The organism is Brevibacillus sp. FW301-21C12A (genome assembly GCF_058788915.1).
In genome coordinates this window covers 24,743-48,022 of sequence record NZ_JBYTBG010000012.1, presented here as the reverse complement: position 1 = coordinate 48,022, position 23,280 = coordinate 24,743, and the positions used below count along the sequence as shown (strand labels likewise).

Genomic DNA, 23,280 nt, shown 5'->3' with positions numbered 1-23,280 from the left:
GACATAACGTAATGGAATGAGGGAAACGGCATGATCTTTAATACGGAAATGGAAACGCTGTCAAGAGAAAAAATGACTCAACTCCAACTGGAGCGCTTGAAGGAAACGGCCGCACGCGTCTACGAACGAGTGCCGTTTCATAAAAAAGCGTTCGACGAAGCAGGGGTAAAACCGGAAGACATCCAGTCCATCGAAGACATCCGCAAGCTGCCGTTCATGAAAAAGACAGACCTGCGGGAAAACTACCCATTCAAGCTGTTTGCGGTAGACATGAACGAAGTCGCCCGCATCCACGGCTCGTCGGGGACAAAAGGCAAACCGACCGTTGTCGGCTACACGAAAAAAGACCTGGAAAACTGGGCGGAAATCGTGGCCCGCGCGATCTGCTGTGCCGGCGGCCAGCCAGGGGACATTTTCCACAATGCGTACGGCTACGGCCTGTTCACAGGAGGGCTTGGCCTGCATAACGGCATCGAGTATCTCGGCGCAGTAGCGGTTCCTGTATCCGGCGGCAACACTTCCCGCCAGATCACGCTGATCGAGGACTTCCAGCCGCGCGGAATCGCAGCGACGCCTTCCTACGTGCTCAACATCGTCGAGGAAATGAAAAAACAAGGCATCAACCCGCGGGAAACCAGCGTCAAATACGGAATTTTCGGGGCGGAACCGTGGTCCGAGGAAATGCGCGTACAGCTTGAAGAAGCGCTCGATATTAAAGCGGTGGACATTTACGGCTTGAGCGAAGTCATGGGGCCAGGCGTATCCATCGAGTGCCACGAAGCGCAGGATGGACTGCACATCGCAGAAGACCATTTCTACGCCGAAATTATTGATCCGAATACAGGCGAAGTGCTGCCTTACGGACAGGAAGGCGAACTTGTTTTCACCTCTTTGACCAAAGAAGCGTTCCCGGTGATCCGCTATCGCACAGGAGACATCGCTTCGCTCAATCCGGAGCCCTGTAAGTGTGGCCGCACGACCATGCGCATGTCGCGGATCAAAGGGCGCGTAGACGATATGTTGATTATTCGCGGCGTCAACGTATTCCCGACAGAGATCGAGTCTGTTTTGCTGACCTTCAACCAACTGACACCGCACTATCAAGTTGTGATCGAACGCGACGGAGCGCTTGATCGGTTTGAAGTCCACTGCGAGCTGACACAGGAGTACGCCAGCGAGATCAGCGGAAATGAAAGCGCTGCTTTGTCGCATCTTGTAAAAGAGATTGGGCACATGATTAAAAATACGTTGGGCGTATCCGTCGTGCTGCGCATTCAACCGCCGAATTCCTTGACGCGCAGCGAAGGAAAAGCAATCCGCATCGTAGACAATCGGGGCAAGGCTCAGGCTGCGATTTAGCTTGCGATTGTCGGATCGACTACCTGCGAAAAAGGGTGTGAAAAGCGCATGGCTTACGAATATATCCTAACAGCCAGCGAGGATGGAATCGGGATTATTACGTTGAATCGACCGAAGATTCTCAACGCACTGAATTTGCAATTAGTGGATGAGCTGGTTGCCGAGCTGGAGCGGATGGACCGGGACCCGGACATTCGCGCGATCATTTTGACGGGCAATGACAAGGCATTTGCAGCCGGAGCCGACATCAACGAGATGGCCGAGGCGTCCGCGATCGAGATCATGAAGCGGGACCAATTCGCCGTCTGGGATCGGATGTCGCTCATTTCCAAGCCGATTATCGGCGCAGTCAGCGGCTTCGTGCTCGGCGGCGGCTGCGAGCTGATGATGAACTGCGATATCGTCATCGCTTCGGAAACAGCCGTGATCGGGCAGCCGGAGATCAAGCTGGGCGTCATGCCGGGGGCAGGCGGCACGCAGCGGCTGACCCGCGCGGTCGGCTTGCGCAAGGCGATGGAAATGCTGCTCACGGGCGAGCCGATCTCGGCGAAGGAGGCGCTGCGTTACGGGCTGGTCAATCGGGTCGTGCCGGTAGAGGCGTACTTTCAGGAGGCCCGCAAGCTGGCGAAGCAAATCGCCGCGCAGCCGCCGCTCGCCGTGCAGATGATCAAAAAAGCGGTGCACAAGGCAGACGATTTGCCGCTTGGGGAAGGCATGGATTACGAGCGCAACGGCTTTTATTTGTTGCTCGCCAGCGAGGATCGCAAGGAAGGCATGCAAGCTTTCCTGGAAAAGCGCAAACCCCGGTTTACGGGTAATTAGGAGGCGGCCATGTACGAAACCATTCTTTATGAAGTAGCGGAAGGCGTAGCAGTCGTGACCTTGAACCGGCCGGACAAATTCAACGCTTTTACCGAGGTCATGCACAAGGAAATCGTTGCGGCGCTCAAAGAGGCGCAAAAGGATGACGCTGTGCGCTGCATTCTCCTGACGGGAGCGGGGCGGGCGTTCAATGCCGGACAGGACCTTGGCGAAGTATCGGGCGAAGACATCGACTTTGGCGGATTTTTGCGCAAGCGCTACAATCCGATGATCCTCCAGTTGCAAAAGACGGAAAAGCCGATTGTCGCGGCCGTAAACGGCGTGGCGGCAGGAGCAGGCATGAGCCTGGCGCTCGCCTGCGACATTCGCCTGGCATCGGAAAAGGCGTCTTTTGTCAACGCATTTGTCAGCATCGGGCTTGTGCCCGATTCGGGGGGCTGCTACTTCCTGCCGCGCATCGTCGGCATCGGCAAGGCGCTGGAGTTGGCGATGACTGGAGAAAAAGTATCGGCAGAGGAAGCGCTGCGCATCGGACTCGTGAACAAGGTGTATCCGGCGGAGAGCTTCATGGAAGAAGCGGTAGCCTATGCGGAAAAACTCGCTGCCCTCCCGACGCGAGGCATTGGCCTCATCAAGCGCACGATGTACAAAGGGCTTGAAATGGGACTGGAAGAGACGTTGGACTACGAGGCGTATGCACAGGAGGTCGCAGGCAGCACAGCGGACCACAAAGAAGGGGTCGCGGCCTTCATGGAAAAGCGCGCTCCCCGTTTTACCGGCCGTTAGGAGCGAAGGGAGGCACAAGTCTAGTGAATACAAAAACAGTGGGCGTCATCGGTGCGGGAACGATGGGAGCGGGCATCGCTCTCGTCTGTATCCGCAAAGGGCATCAGGTAGTGCTGTTGGACGCCAATCAGGCGGTTTTGGACAAAGCACTCGCCTATTTGCAATCCATTTTGGGCAAGGACGTGGAAAAAGGCAAAATCAGCGAGCAGGAGCGGGCAGACACACTGGCCCGGGCAAAGCTTGTATCGGATATGGAGCAGTTGGCGCAGTGCGACATCGTCATCGAAGCAGTGCCGGAGCGCCTCGACCTGAAAAAAAGCATTTTCAGCGAGCTGAGCCGGATTTGCCGGGCAGATGCGCTGTTGCTCACCAATACTTCCTCCATTTCCATCACGCAAATTGCCGGAGGGCTTCCCCATCCCGAGCGCATTCTCGGGTTTCATTTTTTCAACCCGGCGCCCGTCATGCCGCTGGTGGAAGTCATTCGCGGCAAAAAATCGAGCGAGGAAAACGTGCAGGCAGCGTATCGCTTCGCAACGGAGCTGGGCAAAGTGCCCGTGCTGGTGACGGATACGCCCGGCTTCATCGTCAATCGCATCGCGCGTCCGTACTACAACGAGGCGCTGCGCATCTTGGGCGACCATGTCGCAGAGGTAGAGCAGGTCGACCGGATCATGAAGCGCGCAGGCGGGTTCAAAATGGGACCGTTTGAGCTGCAAGACATGATCGGCATCGACATCAATTTTGCCACGACCGAATCGGTCTATACCGACTTCTTCCATGAAGGACGATTTAAGCCCAGCCGGATTCAGCAGCGGATGGTGCAGGCCGGCAGCCTGGGCAGAAAGACGGGGGAAGGCTTCTATGACTATGACAAATAAGGCGGTCGTGCTCGCGGGTACAAGTCCGCTTTTTGCAGAGCTTCAACAGCTTTTTACAGAAAAAGGATACCAGGTGCTCTCTGTGGCGGAAGCGGCGGCAGAACCTGCGGCGGTTTCGCTCGCGGTAGAGGTGAGCAACCTCGACTTGCAGCAAAAGGGAGAGCTGATTCGCGCGCTGGACAGCCTGCTTGCCCCGGCAGTGCCGATCCTCACGACCTCGCTTGCGATCACGGCGACAGAAGTAGCTTCCTGGGCGCAGCATCCAAAGCGGGTGTGCGGGTTCGGGACGCTCGTGCCGCTCGCGGAGCGGGAGCTGATCGAGATCGCGCCTGCCCTGCAAACAGCGCCAGCGACGATTCAAGCGGCCGAAGTCTTTTTCCAGTCGCTCGGCAAAGAGACGGAAATCGTCGCGGACGAGGTGGGACTGGTTTTCCCGCGCATTCTCTCCCTGATTATTAACGAGGCGGCGTTCACGCTGATGGAGAAGGCGGCGACGGCCAGCGATATCGACATCGCGATGAAAAAAGGCACCAACTATCCGTACGGACCGCTGGAATGGGCGGACCGCATCGGGCTGGACGAGATTTTTGCCATTGTCAGAGGCTTGCAGCGCGATCTGGCGGAGGAGCGTTACCGCCCGGCACCACTGCTCAGAAAGCTCGTGCTGGCAGGACGCGTCGGCGTGCGCAGCGGACAGGGCTTTTATACCTATGAGAGCAAAGTGGGTGTGAAGGCATGACGATGAAAAAAAGCGACGTCTACGTAACGGCTGCCGTGCGCACGCCGATTGGCAAGCTGGGAGGCAGTCTGAAGCATACGCCGATTGATGACCTGACAGCCATCGTGCTGAACGGAGCATTGGCGCAAGCGGGACAAACCGGGGATGCTGTCGATGGCGTCATCATGGGCAATGTCATTTCGGCGGGGCCGTTTATCAATATTGCTCGCGTAGGTCTGCTCAAAGCAGGGCTGCCCGAGACGATTCCAGGGCTGACGGTGAACCGGGTGTGCGCGTCCGGGCTGGAAGCGGTCAATCTCGCTGCCCAGTCCATCCAGGCAGGACACAGCCAGGTCATGCTCGCAGGCGGAGTAGAAAATTTGACCCGTTCCCCGTACATCATGGAAAAATTCGAGCAGCCGTACCAGCGCGGCGCCCAGGCGCTGATCGAATCGTTTGGCGGGCCGCGCTCGGCGCCTGTGTCGCTTTACGGCGATTTGACCATGGGCGATACCGCGGAAAACGTGGCGGAGCAGTTTGGCATCAGCCGCGAGGATCAGGATTTGTTTGCCGCCGAGAGCCAGCGCCGCGCGATCGCCGCGATTGACGCAGGCTTGTTCAAGGACGAGATCATTCCCGTCCTGTTGCGCGGGAAAAAAGGGGAAGAAACGCTGTTTGACACAGATGAGTTTCCGCGCCGCGACTCCACGGTCGAGTCGCTTGCGAAGCTGCGCCCTGCCTTTCGCAAAAACGGCAGCGTGACGGCCGGCAACTCCTCGGGGATTAACGATGGCGCGGCGGCTCTTTTGCTCATGAACGAAGAAATGGTGAAGCGTACAGGAGTCGCTCCGCTTGGGCGAATCGTGCATTTTGCCTGCGCCGGAGTCGATCCGCGCATCATGGGCATAGGACCAGTCGCAGCCATCCGCAAGCTGCTTGCCGAAGTCAGCATGACGGTAGAGGACATCGACCTGTTCGAGCTGAACGAAGCGTTTGCCTCCCAGTCGCTCGCCTGCATGCGCGAGCTGGGGCTTGATCCGGAGAAGACAAATGTAAACGGCGGAGCGATCGCCTTGGGCCATCCGCTCGGCATGAGCGGCGCCCGGCTGGCAGGCACGATCCTGTACGAGCTGCGCCGCCGCCAGAAAAAATACGGAATCGTCTCGCTGTGCATCGGCGGCGGCCAAGGGCTGGCGACGCTGGTAGAAGCGCTGTAGCAGAAGAGAAGTCCTACTGCATTGGAGGAGTGGAAGATGAAAACAGCGGTCATTATCGATGCTGTGCGGACGCCAATCGGACGGATTGGCGGCGCCTTGAAAGAAGTGCGCCCGGATGATCTGGGGGCATTGGTCATTCAAAAGCTGCTGGAACGAAATGACATTGATCCGAAGACGATTGATGACGTCATTATGGGCTGCGCCAACCAGGCAGGCGAAGACAACCGCAACGTGGCGCGGATGTCTTTGCTGCTGGCCGGAGTGCCTGTCGAAGTGCCGGGCGTGACGGTCAACCGCTTGTGCGGCTCCGGCCTGGAAGCTGTCAATCAGAGCGCGAATGCGATCAAGGCAGGCGCAGGTCAGGTGTACATCGCAGGCGGGCTGGAGAGCATGACGCGCGCTCCGCTGGTGATGATGAAGCCGGGGACTGCTTTTCAGCGCGGAAATCAGCAACTGGTCGACACGACGCTCGGCTGGCGGCTGGTCAACGATAAAATGAACGAGCTGTACCCGCCGATCAGCCTTGGAGAGACGGCGGAGAAGGTCGCGGAGCAGTACGGCATCAGCCGCGAAGCGCAGGACGAGTTCGCGCTGCGCAGCCAGCAAAACTACGCCCGCGCCCTCGCAGAAGGAAAATGGGCGCAGGAGATCGTTCCGGTCGAGCTGAAAGGGCGCAAAGGCGATGTGACCTTGTTTGACCGCGACGAGCACGCGCGTCCGGAGACGACGATCGAGCAACTGCAAAAGCTGAAACCTGCTTTTCAGGCGAACGGCACGGTCACAGCGGGCAATTCCAGCGGCTTGAATGACGGGGCGAGCGCCCTGCTCGTCATGGAGCAGGAGGCGGCTTTGGCGGCCGGGCTGAAGCCGCGTGCGCGCATCGTCGCGTCCGCAGTGGCAGGGGTCGATCCGTCCGTGATGGGCATTGGGCCGGTTCCGGCAACGCGCAAGGCGTTGAAGCAGGCGGGCCTGTCGATTGAGCAAATCGAACTGTTCGAATTTAACGAAGCGTTTGCCGCACAAGCAGTAGCCTGCGTGCGCGAGTTGGGGGTCAACCCGGAGCTGGTCAACGTCAACGGCGGAGCGATTGCGCTGGGCCATCCGCTCGGGGCAAGCGGCGCGCGCATCCTCACGACCTTGCTGTATGAGATGGAGCGCCGTGAAGCCCGCTATGGCCTGGCTGCGATGTGCATCGGTGTGGGCCAGGGGATTGCGACCATCATTGAGCGCGTATAGGCGCTTGCGGGAGACTGGAGGCGAAGGCGTGTGAAGGAAGGACTGCAACCGGGGACGACGGCCGAGTTTACGGTGACCGTCACCGAAGACATGCTGCCTAAGTTTGAAGGCGAGGTCGTGCATCCGGTCATGTCGACCGTCAGCATGATCTACTACATGGAATGGGCAGGACGCCAGGTGATTTTGCCTTATTTGGAAGAGGATGAGGAAGGCTCCGGCTTCGCTGTGGACATCCGCCATGTCGGCCCCGCAGTAGTCGGCCAGACAGTGACCTTCAAGGCGGTTTGCCAGGAAGTGACGAAAAAACGGGTGGTGTGCGAGGTGACAGCGGACACCGCCCGCAATCGCGTCGGGGTCGGAACGTTTACCCAGGCGATCTTCAACAAGCACGAAATCAGGCAGCGTTTTGAGGCATTGCAAGCCGAAATCAGCGCTGAAAAATAAATCATCCAGAATAAATTGACTCTTTTAAAATGTTTTAATATAATTACGTTAAAATAACGTAATATCATTTTGTCGTCATACTTTCAATCGATTCACGCACTCACTAGAGAATATGGTACAATTTCACAGCGAATAGGTATGAATCGATCTGGGGGTTGAAGAAACGTGAAGCCACAATCCATGCTTTTTACGATTTACGGGGAATACGTCCGTCATTACGGGAGCGAAATCTGGATCGGCAGCCTGACGCGGCTCATGGGAGAGTTCGGCCTGTCCGAGCCTGCTGTTCGCGCAGCGATCTCCCGGATGCTCCGCCAGGGCTGGCTGGAGTCGAGAAAAGTAGGCAACAAGAGCTATTATTCGGTATCCGAGCGTGGGAAAAAACGGCTGGAGGAAGCGGCGGCCCGCATTTATAAAGTCGAGACAGACGTGTGGGATGGCAAGTGGTGCATTGCCAGCTACAACATACCGGAGGAGCGCCGCGCTCTGCGCGACCAACTGCGCAAGGAACTGGGCTGGATGGGCTTCGGGATGCTGACGACGAGCACGTGGATCAGCCCGAACGACCTCGCCGACCGGGTAAAAGAACTGACCGAGTCGCACGAGATCACGGAGCACGTCGAAATTTTCAGCGCAGGGCACCTGGGCTGGAGCGATCCCAAGCAGTTGGTGCAGAAGTGCTGGAACATCGACGAGATCAACGCGAAGTACAAAGAATTTATTGATACGTATCGCGAGCAGTTCGAGCAGCTATCCGCGAAGATCAGCAGCGGCGAGGAAGTAGCCGACAGCCATTGCTTCGTGGAAAAGACCAAGCTCGTCCATGAATATCGCAAATTTTTGTTTATCGACCCGGACTTGCCGCAGGAACTGCTGCCGGATCTGTGGCTGGGCAAAGAAGCGGATCAATTGTTCCAAAACTATTATCAACTTTTGAATCCAGGGGCAGTTCGATTCTTCGAGACGGTGTATGAAGCTGCACCCGTACATTAGGCGGTTGCTACGAAGAAAGCGCCCTAGTCAATATGCTAGGGCATTTCTTCTGCAATAATATTTCCAATAAATAAAATGTAAGCGTTTTAGATGGTAGTTTTGTTCGGACGCGATATAAAAGGGGGTACAGCACGAATATGACGGAACTGTTGCAGTATGTCGCAAACGGCCTCGTCAGCGGCGGTATTTATGCGATCGTCGCGGTAGGGTTCATCACGATTTACAACGTGAGCAAAGTCATTAATCTCGCACAGGGAGAATTTTTGATGCTGGGCGGAATGGTGACGGTTGCCTTGATCGGGATGAATCTGCCGTACGGATTAGCAGCGCTGCTCGCCATCATAGCAGTGACGGCAATCGGCATCATCATGCAGAAGTATGTCATCGCTTATGTGAAAAAGGCCAGTCCTATTAGTTTGATAATTTTGACAATAGGCATTTCCACTTTGATTCGAGGCATCGCCAGCTTTATATGGGGCAAGGATGCATTTGCGCTGGAGCCGATTACGAGCAACGAGCCGATCTCGTTCGGGGGCGTGACGATTGCTACGCAAAGCGTGTGGATTTTGGCCGCTGTCCTTATTATTCTGTTTCTTCTCTGGTACTTGATGGATAAGACGATTTTGGGGAAAAAGATCAACGCCTGTTCGGTCAATCCGATGGCTGCCCGCCTGATGGGGATTTCACCCACGAAGATGAGCATGCTCGCCTTCGCAATCAGCGGAGCCACCGGAGCGATTGCCGGAATCGTGATTGCCCCGCTTAGCGTGACCTCCTACGACATCGGGGTGCTGCTCGGAATCAAAGGATTCTCCGCAGCCATTCTGGGCGGTCTGGGCAATCCGCTCGGTGCAGCGGTTGCCGCCTTTTTGCTCGGCATCGTCGAGTCGCTCGGAGCAGGCTACGTCAGCTCCGGGATGAAGGACGCGATCGCGTTTCTCGTTCTGATCGGCATGCTGCTGGTGAAGCCATCCGGCCTCTTTGGAGAACGCAGCGTAGGAAAAGGAGGGCTGTAGATGAAGCGGTTGTTGACGAAATGGGGAAAAGGCTTCGGCATTTATCTCGCCTTGATGGTGGTGTTCCCGTTCGTGATGCCGGATGAGTATTACCGCTCCGTCGGGATTATTATCGGGCTGCATGCCATCGTGACGATCGGGCTTTGTCTGGTGATGGGGCTTGCCGGACAGATTTCGCTCGGACAAGCAGCCTTTTGGGGAATCGGTGCATACACGTCCGCCGTTTTGACCACGAAGTACGGCCTGTCGCCGCTCGTCGGCCTCGTCGCCTCCGCAATCATTCCCGGCCTGTTCGCCTTTATTCTCGGCAGGGCGATCGCCGGGCTGCAAGGCTACTACCTCGCCATGGCGACCTTGGCCTTTGGCTACATCGTCCAGATCGGCATTACCGAGTGGGAGCCGGTCACTGGCGGGGCGAGCGGGATGATTAGCATTCCGCAGGTGCCGCTGTTCGGCGGCAGCGAGCTGTCCATGTACTACCTGATCTGGGCGATCGTTACCTGTGTGCTGTTATTCTCGCTCAACCTTATGCATTCGCGGGTCGGCAGAGCTTTTCGCGCGATTCACAAAAGCGAGATTGCCGCAACCTCGATGGGCGTTGACGTGCGCAAGTTCAAGCTGAACGCCTTCGTGGTCAGCGGGATGTTCGCCGGAATTTCCGGCGGCTTGTACGCCCACTACATGGGGATTCTCGATCCGCAGCCGTTCGGACTGCACGAATCGATCAAATTTCTCACCATGGTCGTCATCGGGGGGATGACGAGTATATGGGGGGCGCTGATCGGCACCGTACTGATCGGCTTTATCAGCGAAGGATTGATTCTGCTCAGCGAAGTCATTCCAGGCTTGCAGGGCGACGTCGATACGATCGTCTTCGGCGGCATCCTCGTCTTGATCGTCATGTTCATGCCAGAGGGACTTGTGCCGCGGATTCGTTCCGCCTATGAAAAAGCGCAAGCGAAAAAGGCAAAAGAACTGGCCGCGAAGACGCAGTCTGGCGAGCGGGTAGAAAGGAAGGCGGCAACATGACAACTCTGTTGGAAGTGCAGGAGCTGTCCCGCGATTTCGGCGGGGTACGAGCTGTCAACCAGGTGAACTTTCAAGTGCGGGAAGGCGAGATTTTGGCGCTGATCGGCCCGAACGGCGCGGGGAAAAGCACCGTGCTGAACATGGTGTCGGGCGTCATTCCTCCCTCCGAAGGCGAGATTCGCTTCCAAGGCAAGCCGATGACGCGAGTCCCCGGCTACGAATACGCCGGATTGGGGATCACCCGCACGTTTCAAAACCTCCAGACGTTTGACGATATGACCGTACTCGAAAACGTCATGGTCGGGATGCATACGAAGACGCGCTCCAGCCTGTTTGCCTGCGGCATGAACCTCGGCAGCGCGAAAAGAGAAGAGAAAATGATGGAACAAAAGGCGCACGCCTGGCTCGGGCGTGTCGGACTGGCGCCGGAATCCCCGCAGCTTGCGGGAAGCCTGCCGTACGGAAAGCTGAGGCTGATGGAGATTGCCCGGGCGATGGTCGCCGGACCGAAGCTGCTCTTGCTCGACGAGCCGGCGGCAGGCTTGAACCATACCGAGACGGCGGAGATGAGCCGGATGTTTTGCGAGATTCGCGACAGCGGCACGGCGATTTTGCTGGTAGAGCATGACATGGACATGATTATGACGATCGCAGACCGCATCGTCGTTCTCGATCAGGGCACGAAAATTGCGGAAGGAACCCCGCGCGAAATCCAGGAGAACCCGCGCGTCATCGCGGCCTATTTGGGAACGGAAGAAGAGTAGGGGGAAAACAGATGGAGAAAGCGATTTTGAAAGTGGACAACATCACGGCTCGCTACGGTCCCGTAGAAGTGTTGCACGGCATTACGATGCAAGTCAACGAAGGGGAGATCGTCTCGCTGCTCGGCGCAAACGGCGCAGGCAAAACGACGTTGTTGAACTGCATCTGCGGGCTGCACAGCGCGAAGGAAGGGAAAATCTGGTTCCGCGATACAGACATTACGGGGATTCCGGCCGAGCTTGTGGTGCCGCGCGGGATGGCGCACGTGCCGGAGCGCAGGCAAATTTTTTCCACGCTGACCGTAGAGGACAACTTGTGGCTCGGCGCTTCTCATCGCATGCCGAAGACGAGCAAAAAAGAAATCGCCAAAGAAATGCAGACAGTTTACGAGCGCTTTCCGATCCTGGCGGAGCGGAAGTGGCAACTGGGGGGAACGCTTTCAGGGGGGCAGCAGCAAATGCTTGCGATTGGCCGGGCGCTTTTATCCAGACCGCAGCTTTTGCTGCTGGACGAGCCGTCGCTTGGCCTCGCTCCGCTGATTGCCAAGGAAATTTTGACGATCGTGCAGGAGATTCGCTCCCAGTGGGGCACGACGGTGTTGCTGGTCGAGCAAAACGCTCGCGCCGCGCTGGCCATCTCCGACAGAGCCTACGTCCTGAGTACGGGAGAGGTCATGCTCGAAGGTAGCGCTGAAGAGATCAGTAACGATCCGCGAGTGCAATCTGCTTATTTGGGTCACTCCCATCAGGCAGTTTGACATTATAGAAGATAGATAATCGAAGGGGGTTTTACGATGAAAAAACGAACGTTTGGCAAGTGGCTGTACCCGGTTGCGATTGCTTCTCTCGTCATGCTCAGCGCCTGTGGCGGCGGCGGGCAGCAAGCACAACAATCCGGCGGCGGGCAGACTGCAGCGACAGAGAGCAAAGAACCGATCAAGGTAGGGGCGATTTTCTCCCTGACTGGTCCGAACAGCCCGCTCGGCGTACCGGAAAAGCAGGCAGTTGAGCTGTTGGTCAAGGAAATCAACGGAGCAGGCGGTGTGGATGGCCGTCCGGTAGAGGTTGTGTTCGAAGACGACAAGTCGGATAACACCGAAGCGGTCAAAGCGATCAAGAAGCTCGTTTCCAAAGAAAAAGTAGTCGCTGTGCTCGGCTCGTCCGGCAGCGGCCCTTCCCTGGGGATGGCGGAGTTTGCCGCAGCCGAGAAGCTGCCGCTGATCTCGATGGCAGCCGCGGACCAGATTACCAACCCTGTGCGCGCAGGCATTTTCAAAACACCGCATACCGATGTGCACGGCACGAAGCGCATTTTTAAATATTTGAAAGAAAAAGGCATTACGAAAATCGCAACGCTCAACGACAGCAATCCGTACGGTAGCGGCTGGACGACCCAACTGCAAAAGTACGCGCCGGAGTACGGCATTACGATTGTGGCAGAAGAGAAGTACGGGACGAAGGACCCGTCCATGAGCTCCCAGTTGACCAAAATCAAAGGCACGGATGCACAGGCGCTGATCGTGGCAGGTACCAACCCTGGCCCGGCGACGATTGTGAAGGAAGCGAAGCAGTTGAACCTCGGCATTCCGATCATCAGCAGCCACGGGTCGGCGAACAGCAAGTTTCTTGAGCTGGTTGGCGACGCGGGCGAAGGCGTCCTGATGGTAGCGGGCAAGCTGCTCGTGCCCGATCAGGTCGATGCGAACGACCCGCAAGCGGCTATCATCAAAAAATTCACAGAAGGCTACCAGGCGGCGTACAACACGCAGCCGGACGGCTTTGCCGGATACGGCTATGACGGCTTGAACCTGCTCGTGGAAGGCTTGAAGCAGGCAGGCGGCGATGCTTCCAAGCTGGGTGAAGTCCTGGAAAAAGTGAAGTACGTAGGCGTTACCGGGGAATTTACGTTCTCGGCAGAAGATCACAACGGCCTGACGGAAGATAGCATGATTATGGTCGAAGTGAAGGATGGCAAATTCCAGATTGTAAAGTAGCAAAATCGATGAGGCAGTAGGAGACGATGGCTGTTCTTTCCGCAGACTTGACGATGGCGGGGAGAATAGCCGTTTTCGTCCCCGCGCCAGGAGGGAAGAAACATGTCGCAGCTTTTAAACAGCTTGCTTACGGTCGCGCCCATTTTGCAAAAAGCGTTTTTGTTCGATTGCATGGTCGGGGTCACCGACCGGGAAAAATTTCTCGCCTACTATCCGGCCCAAGGGCTGAATCTCGGGATCAAAACAGGGGACCCGCTGCGTCCGGGCAGCATCAATGCGACGGCGATTGCAGAAAACAAGCGGGTCGTGAAGAAGATCCCCAAGGAAATTTACGGCATTCCGTACATAGCAGTCGGCTATCCCATCGTCGAAAAGGGACAAGTGGTGGGCTGCCTGGCAACTGGCGTAACGACTGACCAGGAAGACCGTTTGCGCAACCTGGCGGAAAATTTGACGAGCGCACTGGAAAACATCGCCCTGCATACCGTGAGCCTGGCGAAAGACGCGGAAAATCTGGCGCAGGCCAGCCACACGCTGAGCGACGCAGCAAGCCAGATGGAAGTGAAGATCGCGGAGACGACGCAAATCAACGAGCTAATTCGCAACATTTCCACCCGTTCGAACGTGCTTGGCTTGAATGCTGTGCTGGAAGCAGCGCGTGCCGGAGCGGCCGGGCGGGGCTTTTCCGTCGTCGCAGAGGAGATTCGCCAGCTCTCGCAAACGACTTCGACGTCGGCGAAGGATATTTTTCGCATTTTGGCTGAGATGAACGAACTCGTCGCCACAGTGTCCGGGGAGATGGAAAAGACGCTGAACCACAGCCTGCAGCAGTCTACGCGCATACAGGAGCTGGATGCGGTCATGCAGGAGCTGCGGCATATGGCAGAGCAGTTGAAGAAGGCGGCTGCCCTGTCCGGACGGCTGGAATGAGCTGGTTCACGACGGAAGCGTATTGCAAAAACGTATGACGTTATGTTATTATAACGTTATAAAAACGTATTATAAAATTATCATAATGGACAACGGGTAAAAGGAGGTTTTCTCCATGCAAACACAGATGGAACGTTCTGATTTGACGGAAAACGAAAAAATGGAAGCGTTTTTAGCGAGAATCGATCGTGGAGAAAAGATCGAAGCGGATGACTGGATGCCAGACGATTATCGGAACCAGTTGATTAAGCTGATTTCGATGCACGGCATTAGCGAGATCATGGGCGCTTTGCCGGAAAAGGAATGGGTTCCCAAGGCACCGACACTGCGCCGCAAGCTGGCGATCATGGCGAAGGTACAGGATGAGATGGGACACGGACAGCTTTTGCTGCGCGTAGCGGAAGATTTGCTGGCGCCGCTCGGCAAGACGCGCGAAGACTTGATGCAAGATTTGTTCGCGAAAAGACTGAAATTTCACAATGTGTTCCACATGGAAGCGCCGACCTGGGCAGATGCCGGGGTGATCGGCTGGCTGGTTGACGGAGCCGCGATCATCACTCAGTCCATGTCGCTCGATACATCGTATGCGCCGTATGCGCGGGCTTTGCACCGCATCTGTGCGGAGGAAAAATTCCATGCGCAGCATGGCGAGAGCATCGTGCTGGAGCTGGCAGAAGGCACGGAGGAACAGCGCCAGATGCTGCAAGAGGCGATTACCCGCTGGTGGCCGTCGCTGTTGATGTTCTTCGGACCGCCTGAGAACGGCACGATCACGAGCAACCAATCGACCAACATGCGCTACAAGATTCGCACGCAGACCAACGAAGAGCTGCGTCAGGTCTTTTTGAAAAAGTATTTGCCGCGCATTTTCCACCTGGGCTTCACGGTTCCGGACGATACGATTCACTTCGACGAAGAAAAAGATGAGTGGGTGTATCAGCAGCCTGACTGGGAAGCGTTCAAGCAGATCGTCAAAGGCAACGGCCCTCGCTCTGCTCATCGTCTGAACCTTCGGGAAACATCGTATGAAGAAACAAAATGGGTGCGCGATGCGATTATGTCGTACGGCCGCCACGTAGGGTAGGTGAATGAATATGAACAACGAAACAGAAGCCAAAAACAACTTTTTCATATACGAGGTATTCAGCCAAAAAAGCGTAAACTCTTCGTTTGTCCATCAGTTCAGCCTTCTGGCTCCGAACAAGGAAGTGGCTTTGGCGATGGCGCGCGAGAACTTCTTGCGCCGCGAGACATGTTTTAATCTCTGGGTCGTCAAGCGCGACGATATTTACGGCTTGTCGCCGGAGGAGCGCCCGTTTTTGGAGCGGATCGACAACAAGAGCTACCGGGAGACGAGAGGCTACGGGGACTTGCAGGCGAGATGGCGCCATCACCGGGAGAAGTACGAAGAAAAACAGAAGCATGCGGAAAGCGGCAGCTAAGCAGGAGGGAAACAATCATGGGCGACTTTTCACGAGTAGAGACAGTAGAAGCGGCAAAGCAGAATCCAGAATACGCGCAAGCCTTGACTGATCTGTTGTTCCAACTGGCTGACGACGATTTTATTCTCGCGTACCGGGGCTCGGAATGGCTCGGGCTTGCCCCGCATATCGAAGAGGACGTCGCGTTTTCTTCCATGTCGCAGGACATGATGGGCCATGCCGTGATGTTTTATGAAATGCTGGAGCAGCTTGGCGTGGGCAAGGCAGACGATCTCGCGCAGCTTCGCGAAGCGGATGCGTTCCGCAACGCGATTCTGGTCGAACGCAAAAACGGGGAAGGCGACTACAACAGCGATCCACACTACGACTGGGCGTATGCGATTGTCCGCAGCTACGTGTACGGCTTGCACAAGCAAGTGCGCCTCGAGGCGTTGCTGCAATCGTCCTATGTGCCGCTCACGCTGGTCAGCCGCAAAATGCTGACCGAGCATCGCTACCATCTGATGCACTGGCAAGTGTGGCTGAAGCAGCTTGCGAACAGCACGCCGGAAGCGCGGCAACGGCTGGAAGCGGCGATTGCAAAAGTATGGCAGGATGCTGGAGAGCTTAGCCAGCTCGGTCCGAACGCGGACAGCATCGTCCGCTGTGGCCTGATTGCCGCTGAGAGCGAGCTGAAGCAGAAGTGGCTGACGCTTACGCAAGATATTTTCGAAAAAGCGGGACTTGTCTGGCCGGGAGAGCCGGGAGTGCCGGCGGAGCGCGGCCGTCATGGACAGCATACGGCTGAGCTGGCGCAAGCTTTGGCTACCTTGTCGGAAGTGTATCGCATCGATCCGGCCGCGAGCTGGTAAAAAGGGGTGATCTGCATGGCGCAAGAAGGAATGCACGTACACGATGGGCTGGAAGCGACATGCTGGGAACTGCTGCAGCAAGTGACTGATCCGGAGATTCCGGTCATAAGCATGGTAGAGATGGGGATGATCCACCAGGTGCGGGTAGAGGACGATGTCGCGCATGTCGACGTGCTCCCTACCTTCGTCGGCTGTCCCGCGCTTGAGATCATGAAAAAGAACATCGCAGAAAAACTGGTGGAGGCGGAAGGCATCAGCAAAGTAGAAGTTCAGTTTGTCTACGACCCTGCCTGGACGTCCGATCGCATCGCGCCAGAGGCGAGAGGTAAGCTGAAAAGCTTTGGCATCGCACCGCCGCCAATCGATTTCAAACCGGGAGATGTCTGGGAGGTAACCTGTCCTTACTGCGACTCCCCATATACACAGATTGACAACCTGTTTGGCCCTGCCGCATGCCGCAGCATTTTGTACTGCCGGCATTGCAAAAATCCGTTTGAGGCCCTAAAGCCAATCTATTGAAGAGAGATTGAGAGGAGCGATAGTCATGGGAGAGTACAAGCAAATGTATATCAATGGGGAATGGGTTTCCGCCGAGGGCGGCGAATCGATTCAGATCGTCAATCCGGCTACTGGCGAAGTCGTGGGAAGCGCCGCTTTTGGGGATGATCGCGATGCCAAAAAAGCGATTGATGCCGCACATGAGGCGTTTGGAAGCTGGTCTCGCCTGACTGCTCGCGAGCGCTCCAAATATTTGTACACCTTGTCCGAACTGGTCAAAAAAAGCCGCGATGAGCTGGCTGGCATCATCTCAGCCGAAATGGGCAAGCCGCTCGGCGAGGCAAAAGGCGAAGTGCTGGGCGCGGCCGACAACTTCGTCTGGTACGCGGAAGAAGCGAAGCGCGTCTACGGCGAGACGATTCCTTCGTCCGTGCCGAACAAGCGGATCATGGTGCTCCGCCAGCCTGTAGGCGTGGTCGGGGCGATCACCCCATGGAACTTCCCGGTGAACATGGTCGCTCGCAAAATCGCTCCCGCTCTGGCGGCAGGCTGCACAGTGGTGTTGAAGCCTGCGGAGTCTACTCCTCTGTCTGCGATTCGCCTGTTTGAGCTGATCGAGCAGGCTGGCTTCCCGAAAGGCGTCGTCAACCTCGTCATCGGCAAGCCGGAATCGATCGGCCAGGAGTTTATCGAAAATCCGAAACTGAGCAAAATCGGCTTTACAGGCTCTACTCGCGTCGGCAAGCTGCTGATGGAGGGCGCAGCGAAGCAGGTGAAGCGCGTCAGCATGGAGCTGGGCGGACATGCGCCGTTCATCGTGTTCCCGGACGCGGATCTGGACGCGGCGGTCAAAGGGCTGTTTGAGAGCAAGTTCCGCAACTCCGGGCAAATGTGCATTTGTACAAACCGCCTGTACGTCCACGAAGATGTGGCAGACGCCTTTACCGAAAAGCTGGTCGAGCGCCTGAAACGGGCAAAAGTAGGGGACGGACGCCTGAAGGAGACAGAAATCGGTCCGCTGGTGAACGAGCGCGCGCTGAACAAAGTGCTGGAGCACATTGAGGACGCCAAGGAAAAAGGCGGTCAGGTCGTGTACGGCGGCAGCCGACTGACCGAAGGCGAATACGCGAACGGCTTCTATTGCGAGCCGACGGTCATCACGGGTGTGACAGAAGCGATGAAGATCGCCAGCGAAGAAACGTTTGGCCCTGTCGTTCCGCTCGTTCGCTTCACAGACGAAGCAGACGTGGTGCGACAAGCAAACGACACGCGCTACGGCCTTGCTGCCTACGTGTACACGCGCGACAACCAGCGCTGCTTCCGCATGGCCGAGCAGTTGGAGTACGGCATTGTCGGCATCAATGACGGCTCGCCGACCCAGACGCAAGCTCCGTTCGGCGGATTCAAGGAAAGCGGTATCGGACGCGAAGGCGGACGCTACGGCATGGATGAGTATTTGGAGACGAAATTCGTTTCCTTCGGAGTGTAAGCCAAGCGAGTTTTTTTACGGGACCAGAGGAATCTGGTCTCTTTTTTTTACAGATAAGATAGGACAACCAAGGCTGCGCCAACGGCTTGGCCCAGCCAAGTTTTCTAATGTCAGCGCATTTGTCAACACTTTGTTCATTTTTCTTATCAAAGAAGAAGAGAATCAGCGGTATAATGGAGATTGTATAGAGGGCACCCTTATTAGGTAGATTAGAATTTAAAAAATTCCAATCGACATAGCGCGCAGCTCGGCCAGATTGTAAAACGAAGCGGGCAGCAAGACTTGCGCCCGGTTGGGAGCGCTGGCCCCGCAACGACTGACGTGGCGAAGCCCCAGGCTTTACTATTAGGAAGGGAGGATTTGAATGGGTCAGCATCAACACGAGCTGTCAGCGATGAACGCGACGGCATCCTTTTCAGATTTGTGGAGTCCCGATGTGATGCTTTTCACTCTGCTTATCGCTACGGTATATTTCCTGGTGACAGGTCCCATGCATAAACGTTTTGAAAATGCCACGATGGCAACCACGAGGCAAAAGCTGCTGTTTGTTTTTGCCCTGTTGCTGTTTTACGCAGCACAAGGGAGCCCGATCAGCTATTACGGCCATCATTACTTGTTCAGCTTGCACATGCTGCAGCAATCGATCTTATACTTTGCCCTGCCTCCCATCGTGCTTTTGGCGATGCCTGAGTGGCTTCTGGAAAAAATCTTTCAGCCACGGCCGCTCAACGCGATGCTGCGAGCTTTTACACATCCGTTAGTGGCTGCGCTTTTGTTCAATACGCTGTTTTCGTTTTACCACATCCCGTTTATTTTTGACGCGGCGGCGCTTCATCATCAATGGATGACGGTCTATCACGTTATTTTGATCCTGGCTGCCTTTGCGATGTGGTGGCCGATTGTCAGCCCGTTGTCCGACAGCAAGAGACAACTGGCCGGATTGAAAAAGCTGGTGTACATCTTCGTCAACGGCGTGCTGATTACGCCCGCCTGTGCGCTGATTATTTTCGCGTCCGATCCGCTGTATGCGACGTACATCTCGGCTCCGCAACTGTTCCCGAGCCTCAGCACTTTCAGCGACCAGCGGCTTGGCGGAATCATCATGAAGCTGGTGCAGGAGCTTGTGTACGGCTCTGTACTCGCCTATGTCTTCTACCACTGGTATAAGCAGGAGAAGCAGGACGACCTGCCCATGGATGAACAGCCAGGCGCCCTGCTGATGAAAACGCCGGCTACGGATGAAGGCAGGGTATAGAATTATAGATAGATTATTCGAATGAGGTGTAGAAATGTCCATCTTGCTGCCTACGATAAGCACATCGTTTATCGTCATCAGCGGTATTCTTGTCGCTTGTGGCTGGTATGCGGTCGCGAAGAAACAAATTGACAAACACATGAAGATCATGAAATGGGCTGCCATCTGTGCAACGATCTTCTTTATCACGTATGTATCCAGAACGGCTTTTGTCGGAAACACGCATTTCGGTGGGCCTGACAGCTTGAAGCCAATCTACCAGACGTTCCTGATCTTTCATATCGTACTGGCTACGGTAGGGGGAGTAATGGGGCTGGTGACGCTCAGACACGCCTACAAAAACAACATTGCCGCCCACAGAAAAATCGGGCCGTGGACGTCGATTGTCTGGTTTGTCACCGCCATTACCGGAGCTACGGTGTACACCTTGCTCTACATCATTTATCCGGGCGGCGAGACAGCCGGCGTTCTGGATGTTATTTTTGGCAAGTAGGGCGTGCGCTTTTCAAGTTGACTAGCTTCTTTGGCATTCGATACAATGAAAGTTAGTTTTTCCAATTGGATATTCGCATGTTCAGATAGATTCAGACAGGAGGTACAAAACGTGGACCAGCAAGTGACAATGCAGGAATCGCTTGATACTGAGACGCCCCTGCACGCACAACCGGGAGAGCCGGCAACTTTTCGGGACTACGTAGAACTGACAAAGCCTGGAATTACGATGTCCAACCTGATGACCACTTTCGCTGCTTTATGGCTGGCATCTTACGGTTTTCCAGACTGGAAATTGGCGATTTTCACCATGCTCGGTACAGCTTTGGTGATTATGTCGGGTGCGACGTTAAACAACTACTATGACCGCGATCTGGACAAAAAAATGAAGCGGACCAAAGGGCGCGCGCTCGCAGCAGGGCGGATTTCTCCGCGCACCGCGATTCTGCTCGGAATCGGCTTGCTGCTCGCAGGTTTGGCCGTGCTGGCGGTATTCGCGAATCCGCTGGCTGCTGTCTGGGGACTGATCGGCCATATTTTCTACGTGCTGATTTACACGCCGCTCAAGCGCGTGACTACCTTGAACACCGTCATTGGCGGGATTTCCGGTGCGGCTCCGCCAGTCATCGGCTGGGTAGCCGTCACAAACAGCATGGACCCGGCAGCGTGGCTGCTGTTCCTGATTTTGTTCCTGTGGCAGCCACCGCACTTCCTCGCGCTGGCGATGCTGAAAACAGAAGAATACCGCGCAGGCAATCTGCCGATGCTGCCAGTCGTCAAAGGCTTCGCCGAAACGAAGCGGCAAATGGTGCTGTGGGGCTCTGTCCTGTTCCCGGCTTCGCTCCTGCTCTTCATCCACGGCAGCGTAGGCTACGTCTACCTGGCTGTGATGGGCTTGATGGGCATCGTGTACATGGTGCTGCTGTTCCAAGGTTTCAAGGCCAAGGATGATCTCGCCTGGGCACGCAAGCTGTTCGGCTATTCGATCCTGTATTTGACGATCTTTTGTGCCGTCATTGTCATCAGCACAATGGTGTACCATTATTGACACGAAACACTCACGAAATGTTCACGGAACATCCCTTGCTTAGCAGGGGATGTTTCATTAATGTAAGAGAGGGCAACAGTTAAGAGGCTGCTTCACCGTGAGTCTCAAACATCACAGGAAACAGGGTGTATTCACTATGGAAAAATGGCTGAAACCTCTAGCCGTTCTTGCTACTCTCGTCATGTTTATCGTCATGATCGCCGGGTCGCTTGTGACCAAAACGGATTCCGGTCTGGGCTGTGGAAACGACTGGCCGCTCTGTAATGGCAAGTGGGTCCCGGAATATACATTGGCATCAATTATTGAATACATGCATCGGTTGATTACAGGTGTGGCTGGCATCGTTGTGGTTGTTTTTTCCGTGCTGTGCTGGCGCCACTATCGGGGCAACCAGGAAGTGCGCAATCTCGCCCTGTTCGGTCTGTTTTTTATCGTTCTGGAGTCCATTCTCGGCGCTTCTGCGGTCATTTGGCCGCAATCGTCATCCGTGCTGGCTCTGCACTTCGGGTTTTCCCTGCTGGCTTTTACCGGCGTGTTCCTCTTGACCGGGTTCGTGCTGCAGCGGGACAAGATGGAGAGCATGGTGCAAGATACGGCATCGACGGGTTTTCGCAACTGGATGTGGGCCGTGGCGGCCTATACGTACGGTGTGGTCTATCTCGGAGCGTACGTCCGGCATACCGGATCGAGCATGGCTTGTAGCGATTGGCCGCTGTGCCAGGGGCAACTGATTCCTCAGCTCTCCGGCCAGACAGGCATTCATTTTGCCCACCGGCTGGGCGCGTTGCTTCTCGTGTTTTTGCTGCTCGGAACGATGATTTATGCCATGCGCCACTTCAAGGAAAAGCGCCGCGATCTGTACGGCGCAAGCATTCTCGCCTTCGTGCTGGTCATCCTCCAGGTGTTCAGCGGCGGATTCGTGGTTCTGTTCCAGCTTCACCTCTATGCTACGCTGCTCCACTCGATGATTATTACGATTCTTTTCGGGGTCATCAGCTACATGTGCTTGCAGTCGCACAAGTCGCCGCAAGCAGGCAAGCTGAGAAGATAGAGACAGTGATTCGCGCTTGAAAAAAGCCGCACTCCCGCTTTTGTGCAGGGGGTGCGGCTTTGTGCATTTTACGTTTGCGAACTGGCTTTACGGAACAGGGGTGAAGACGCCCTGGTCAAATTGGTAGACCACAAGCTTGGTTGCGGTCTTGCCGGGGAGGGGGATTCCACTGTCCGGGTCAAGCTCTTGCTCTGTCGTCCAGTAGTATAGCTGCGGGATCTCTCCGCTTATAATCTGGTAGCTGCCGAGCGTCTGGAAAAGCTGACCGCCGGGAACGGAGGAGGTTTGCTTCAACAGTCCGCTCCAGGCTTCCACCAGCTTGCCTTTTTCCAAGTACCAGAGGTGAGCTTCGTAGACGCTCAGTCCGGTTCCTCCCGTATGGTCAACCGTTTCAAGCAGACGCGTTCCTGTCAGCTCGATGCGGCTGTCCAAATAATACGGGTCGAGCTCGGGATGGTTTACCTCCTGTGCATAATCCCAGCGTTCCGGTTGCAACTGCGGGACGTTCCACCGCTTTTCTGCGATGAGCGAATACGTGCGGTCTGGCTTTTGATCGAGGACGTAAAACGAGCCGATATGTACGCTTGCATTTTGCTTGGCAATAATCTCCGAATCAGCGTCTTCATCCAGATTGACCAGTTCAAAATCAAAGTGAGGCAGGTCAACAGGATCATGGGCACTTGCATTGATCCAGTTGATGACCTGCTCAGGTGTGGGGGGGACGGAAGCGGGCGACAAGGGAGCGGCAGCGTGGACCAGGCAGGGAAGAGCCAGTCCGGTGAAAGTGAAAAACAGCAGGCGGCGAACCAACAAGGGTAACAAGCTCCTTTCGGCGGATGGTTGGAAAGAACAGGGATCTAGTAGAAAGACGCAGGCAGAGCGCAAAAGTTACCGGCAAGTACCGTAAATTTCAACCACGCACCGCTCTGTCTTTTGTTACAATAAAAAGCAAACACATGATCGTGGAG

The 23,280-nt window shown here is 55.8% G+C and carries 25 protein-coding genes; 24 read left to right on the top strand and 1 reads right to left on the bottom strand.

The features are described from left to right. Positions 1–30 precede the first annotated feature (30 nt). The 24 genes from paaK (at position 31) to AC3WQH_RS09985 (ending at position 22,312) form a co-directional block, all read left to right on the top strand. Positions 31–1,359 (top strand): phenylacetate--CoA ligase PaaK, encoded by a 1,329-nt coding sequence (gene paaK, locus AC3WQH_RS10100; RefSeq protein ID WP_221842465.1) that lies wholly within the window; start codon positions 31–33, stop codon positions 1,357–1,359. 48 nt (positions 1,360–1,407) lie between these two features. After that, a complete protein-coding gene (locus AC3WQH_RS10095; RefSeq protein WP_026558012.1) occupies positions 1,408–2,181 on the top strand; it encodes an enoyl-CoA hydratase-related protein in 774 nt (257 codons plus the stop codon). Positions 2,182–2,190: 9 nt separating this feature from the next. After that, entirely contained in the window at positions 2,191–2,967 is a 777-nt protein-coding gene (locus AC3WQH_RS10090) for an enoyl-CoA hydratase-related protein (protein WP_025848308.1), read from the top strand. Between the two features lie 23 nt (positions 2,968–2,990). Continuing rightward, positions 2,991–3,848, top strand: coding sequence for a 3-hydroxyacyl-CoA dehydrogenase family protein (locus AC3WQH_RS10085; protein ID WP_005830720.1), 858 nt, complete (start codon positions 2,991–2,993; stop codon positions 3,846–3,848). Then, positions 3,832–4,587 carry a 3-hydroxyacyl-CoA dehydrogenase family protein gene (locus AC3WQH_RS10080; RefSeq protein WP_007782935.1) on the top strand — a complete coding sequence of 252 codons (756 nt, stop codon included), beginning with the start codon at positions 3,832–3,834 and terminating at the stop codon, positions 4,585–4,587. Before AC3WQH_RS10085 ends, AC3WQH_RS10080 begins: the two co-directional genes overlap by 17 nt. Further along, positions 4,584–5,783 carry a thiolase family protein gene (locus AC3WQH_RS10075; protein ID WP_005830724.1) on the top strand — a complete coding sequence of 400 codons (1,200 nt, stop codon included), beginning with the start codon at positions 4,584–4,586 and terminating at the stop codon, positions 5,781–5,783. Before AC3WQH_RS10080 ends, AC3WQH_RS10075 begins: the two co-directional genes overlap by 4 nt. A 36-nt stretch (positions 5,784–5,819) precedes the next feature. Continuing rightward, positions 5,820–7,019 carry a thiolase family protein gene (locus AC3WQH_RS10070; protein ID WP_025848310.1) on the top strand — a complete coding sequence of 400 codons (1,200 nt, stop codon included), beginning with the start codon at positions 5,820–5,822 and terminating at the stop codon, positions 7,017–7,019. Positions 7,020–7,049: 30 nt separating this feature from the next. Beyond that, complete coding sequence (locus AC3WQH_RS10065; protein ID WP_025848315.1) at positions 7,050–7,463, top strand: thioesterase family protein; 414 nt, start codon at positions 7,050–7,052, stop codon at positions 7,461–7,463. 165 nt (positions 7,464–7,628) lie between these two features. After that, complete coding sequence (gene paaX / locus AC3WQH_RS10060) at positions 7,629–8,456, top strand: phenylacetic acid degradation operon negative regulatory protein PaaX (RefSeq protein ID WP_005830729.1); 828 nt, start codon at positions 7,629–7,631, stop codon at positions 8,454–8,456. 137 nt (positions 8,457–8,593) lie between these two features. Then, the gene (locus AC3WQH_RS10055; protein WP_005830731.1) at positions 8,594–9,472 is read left to right on the top strand and encodes a branched-chain amino acid ABC transporter permease; all 879 of its coding nucleotides are present in this window, start codon (positions 8,594–8,596) and stop codon (positions 9,470–9,472) included. Continuing rightward, entirely contained in the window at positions 9,473–10,501 is a 1,029-nt protein-coding gene (locus tag AC3WQH_RS10050; protein ID WP_005830733.1) for a branched-chain amino acid ABC transporter permease, read from the top strand. It abuts the gene before it with no gap. Beyond that, positions 10,498–11,265: an ABC transporter ATP-binding protein gene (locus AC3WQH_RS10045; protein ID WP_005830734.1), complete on the top strand. Its 768-nt coding sequence runs from the start codon at positions 10,498–10,500 to the stop codon at positions 11,263–11,265. The genes AC3WQH_RS10050 and AC3WQH_RS10045 overlap by 4 nt, the downstream gene beginning before the upstream one ends. Before the next feature lie 11 nt (positions 11,266–11,276). Continuing rightward, positions 11,277–12,020, top strand: coding sequence for an ABC transporter ATP-binding protein (locus AC3WQH_RS10040; RefSeq protein ID WP_005830736.1), 744 nt, complete (start codon positions 11,277–11,279; stop codon positions 12,018–12,020). Between the two features lie 36 nt (positions 12,021–12,056). After that, a complete protein-coding gene (locus AC3WQH_RS10035; RefSeq protein ID WP_005830738.1) occupies positions 12,057–13,256 on the top strand; it encodes an ABC transporter substrate-binding protein in 1,200 nt (399 codons plus the stop codon). A 102-nt stretch (positions 13,257–13,358) separates the two neighbouring features. Further along, positions 13,359–14,186: a methyl-accepting chemotaxis protein gene (locus AC3WQH_RS10030; protein ID WP_005830740.1), complete on the top strand. Its 828-nt coding sequence runs from the start codon at positions 13,359–13,361 to the stop codon at positions 14,184–14,186. Positions 14,187–14,301: 115 nt separating this feature from the next. After that, positions 14,302–15,270 (top strand): 1,2-phenylacetyl-CoA epoxidase subunit PaaA, encoded by a 969-nt coding sequence (gene paaA, locus AC3WQH_RS10025; RefSeq protein ID WP_005830742.1) that lies wholly within the window; start codon positions 14,302–14,304, stop codon positions 15,268–15,270. A gap of 10 nt (positions 15,271–15,280) precedes the next feature. Then, entirely contained in the window at positions 15,281–15,628 is a 348-nt protein-coding gene (gene paaB, locus AC3WQH_RS10020; protein ID WP_005830744.1) for a 1,2-phenylacetyl-CoA epoxidase subunit PaaB, read from the top strand. Positions 15,629–15,645: 17 nt separating this feature from the next. Next, positions 15,646–16,479 (top strand): 1,2-phenylacetyl-CoA epoxidase subunit PaaC, encoded by an 834-nt coding sequence (paaC, locus tag AC3WQH_RS10015; protein WP_025848321.1) that lies wholly within the window; start codon positions 15,646–15,648, stop codon positions 16,477–16,479. 15 nt (positions 16,480–16,494) lie between these two features. Next, positions 16,495–16,998, top strand: a complete 504-nt coding sequence (gene paaD / locus AC3WQH_RS10010) for a 1,2-phenylacetyl-CoA epoxidase subunit PaaD (protein ID WP_005830748.1) — start codon at positions 16,495–16,497, stop codon at positions 16,996–16,998. 25 nt (positions 16,999–17,023) lie between these two features. After that, a complete protein-coding gene (locus AC3WQH_RS10005; RefSeq protein ID WP_005830750.1) occupies positions 17,024–18,466 on the top strand; it encodes an NAD-dependent succinate-semialdehyde dehydrogenase in 1,443 nt (480 codons plus the stop codon). A 364-nt stretch (positions 18,467–18,830) separates the two neighbouring features. Next, positions 18,831–19,721 (top strand): cytochrome c oxidase assembly protein, encoded by an 891-nt coding sequence (locus AC3WQH_RS10000; protein ID WP_005830751.1) that lies wholly within the window; start codon positions 18,831–18,833, stop codon positions 19,719–19,721. A gap of 34 nt (positions 19,722–19,755) precedes the next feature. Then, positions 19,756–20,214, top strand: a complete 459-nt coding sequence (locus AC3WQH_RS09995) for a DUF420 domain-containing protein (protein ID WP_005830753.1) — start codon at positions 19,756–19,758, stop codon at positions 20,212–20,214. Between the two features lie 111 nt (positions 20,215–20,325). Next, complete coding sequence (gene cyoE, locus AC3WQH_RS09990; protein ID WP_025848327.1) at positions 20,326–21,261, top strand: heme o synthase; 936 nt, start codon at positions 20,326–20,328, stop codon at positions 21,259–21,261. 136 nt (positions 21,262–21,397) lie between these two features. Next, a complete protein-coding gene (locus tag AC3WQH_RS09985) occupies positions 21,398–22,312 on the top strand; it encodes a COX15/CtaA family protein (RefSeq protein ID WP_026558007.1) in 915 nt (304 codons plus the stop codon). Positions 22,313–22,399: 87 nt separating this feature from the next. Here the strand turns inward: AC3WQH_RS09985 and AC3WQH_RS09980 are convergent, their stop codons facing one another. Then, entirely contained in the window at positions 22,400–23,125 is a 726-nt protein-coding gene (locus AC3WQH_RS09980) for a hypothetical protein (RefSeq protein WP_492332012.1), read from the bottom strand. Positions 23,126–23,280 lie beyond the last annotated feature (155 nt).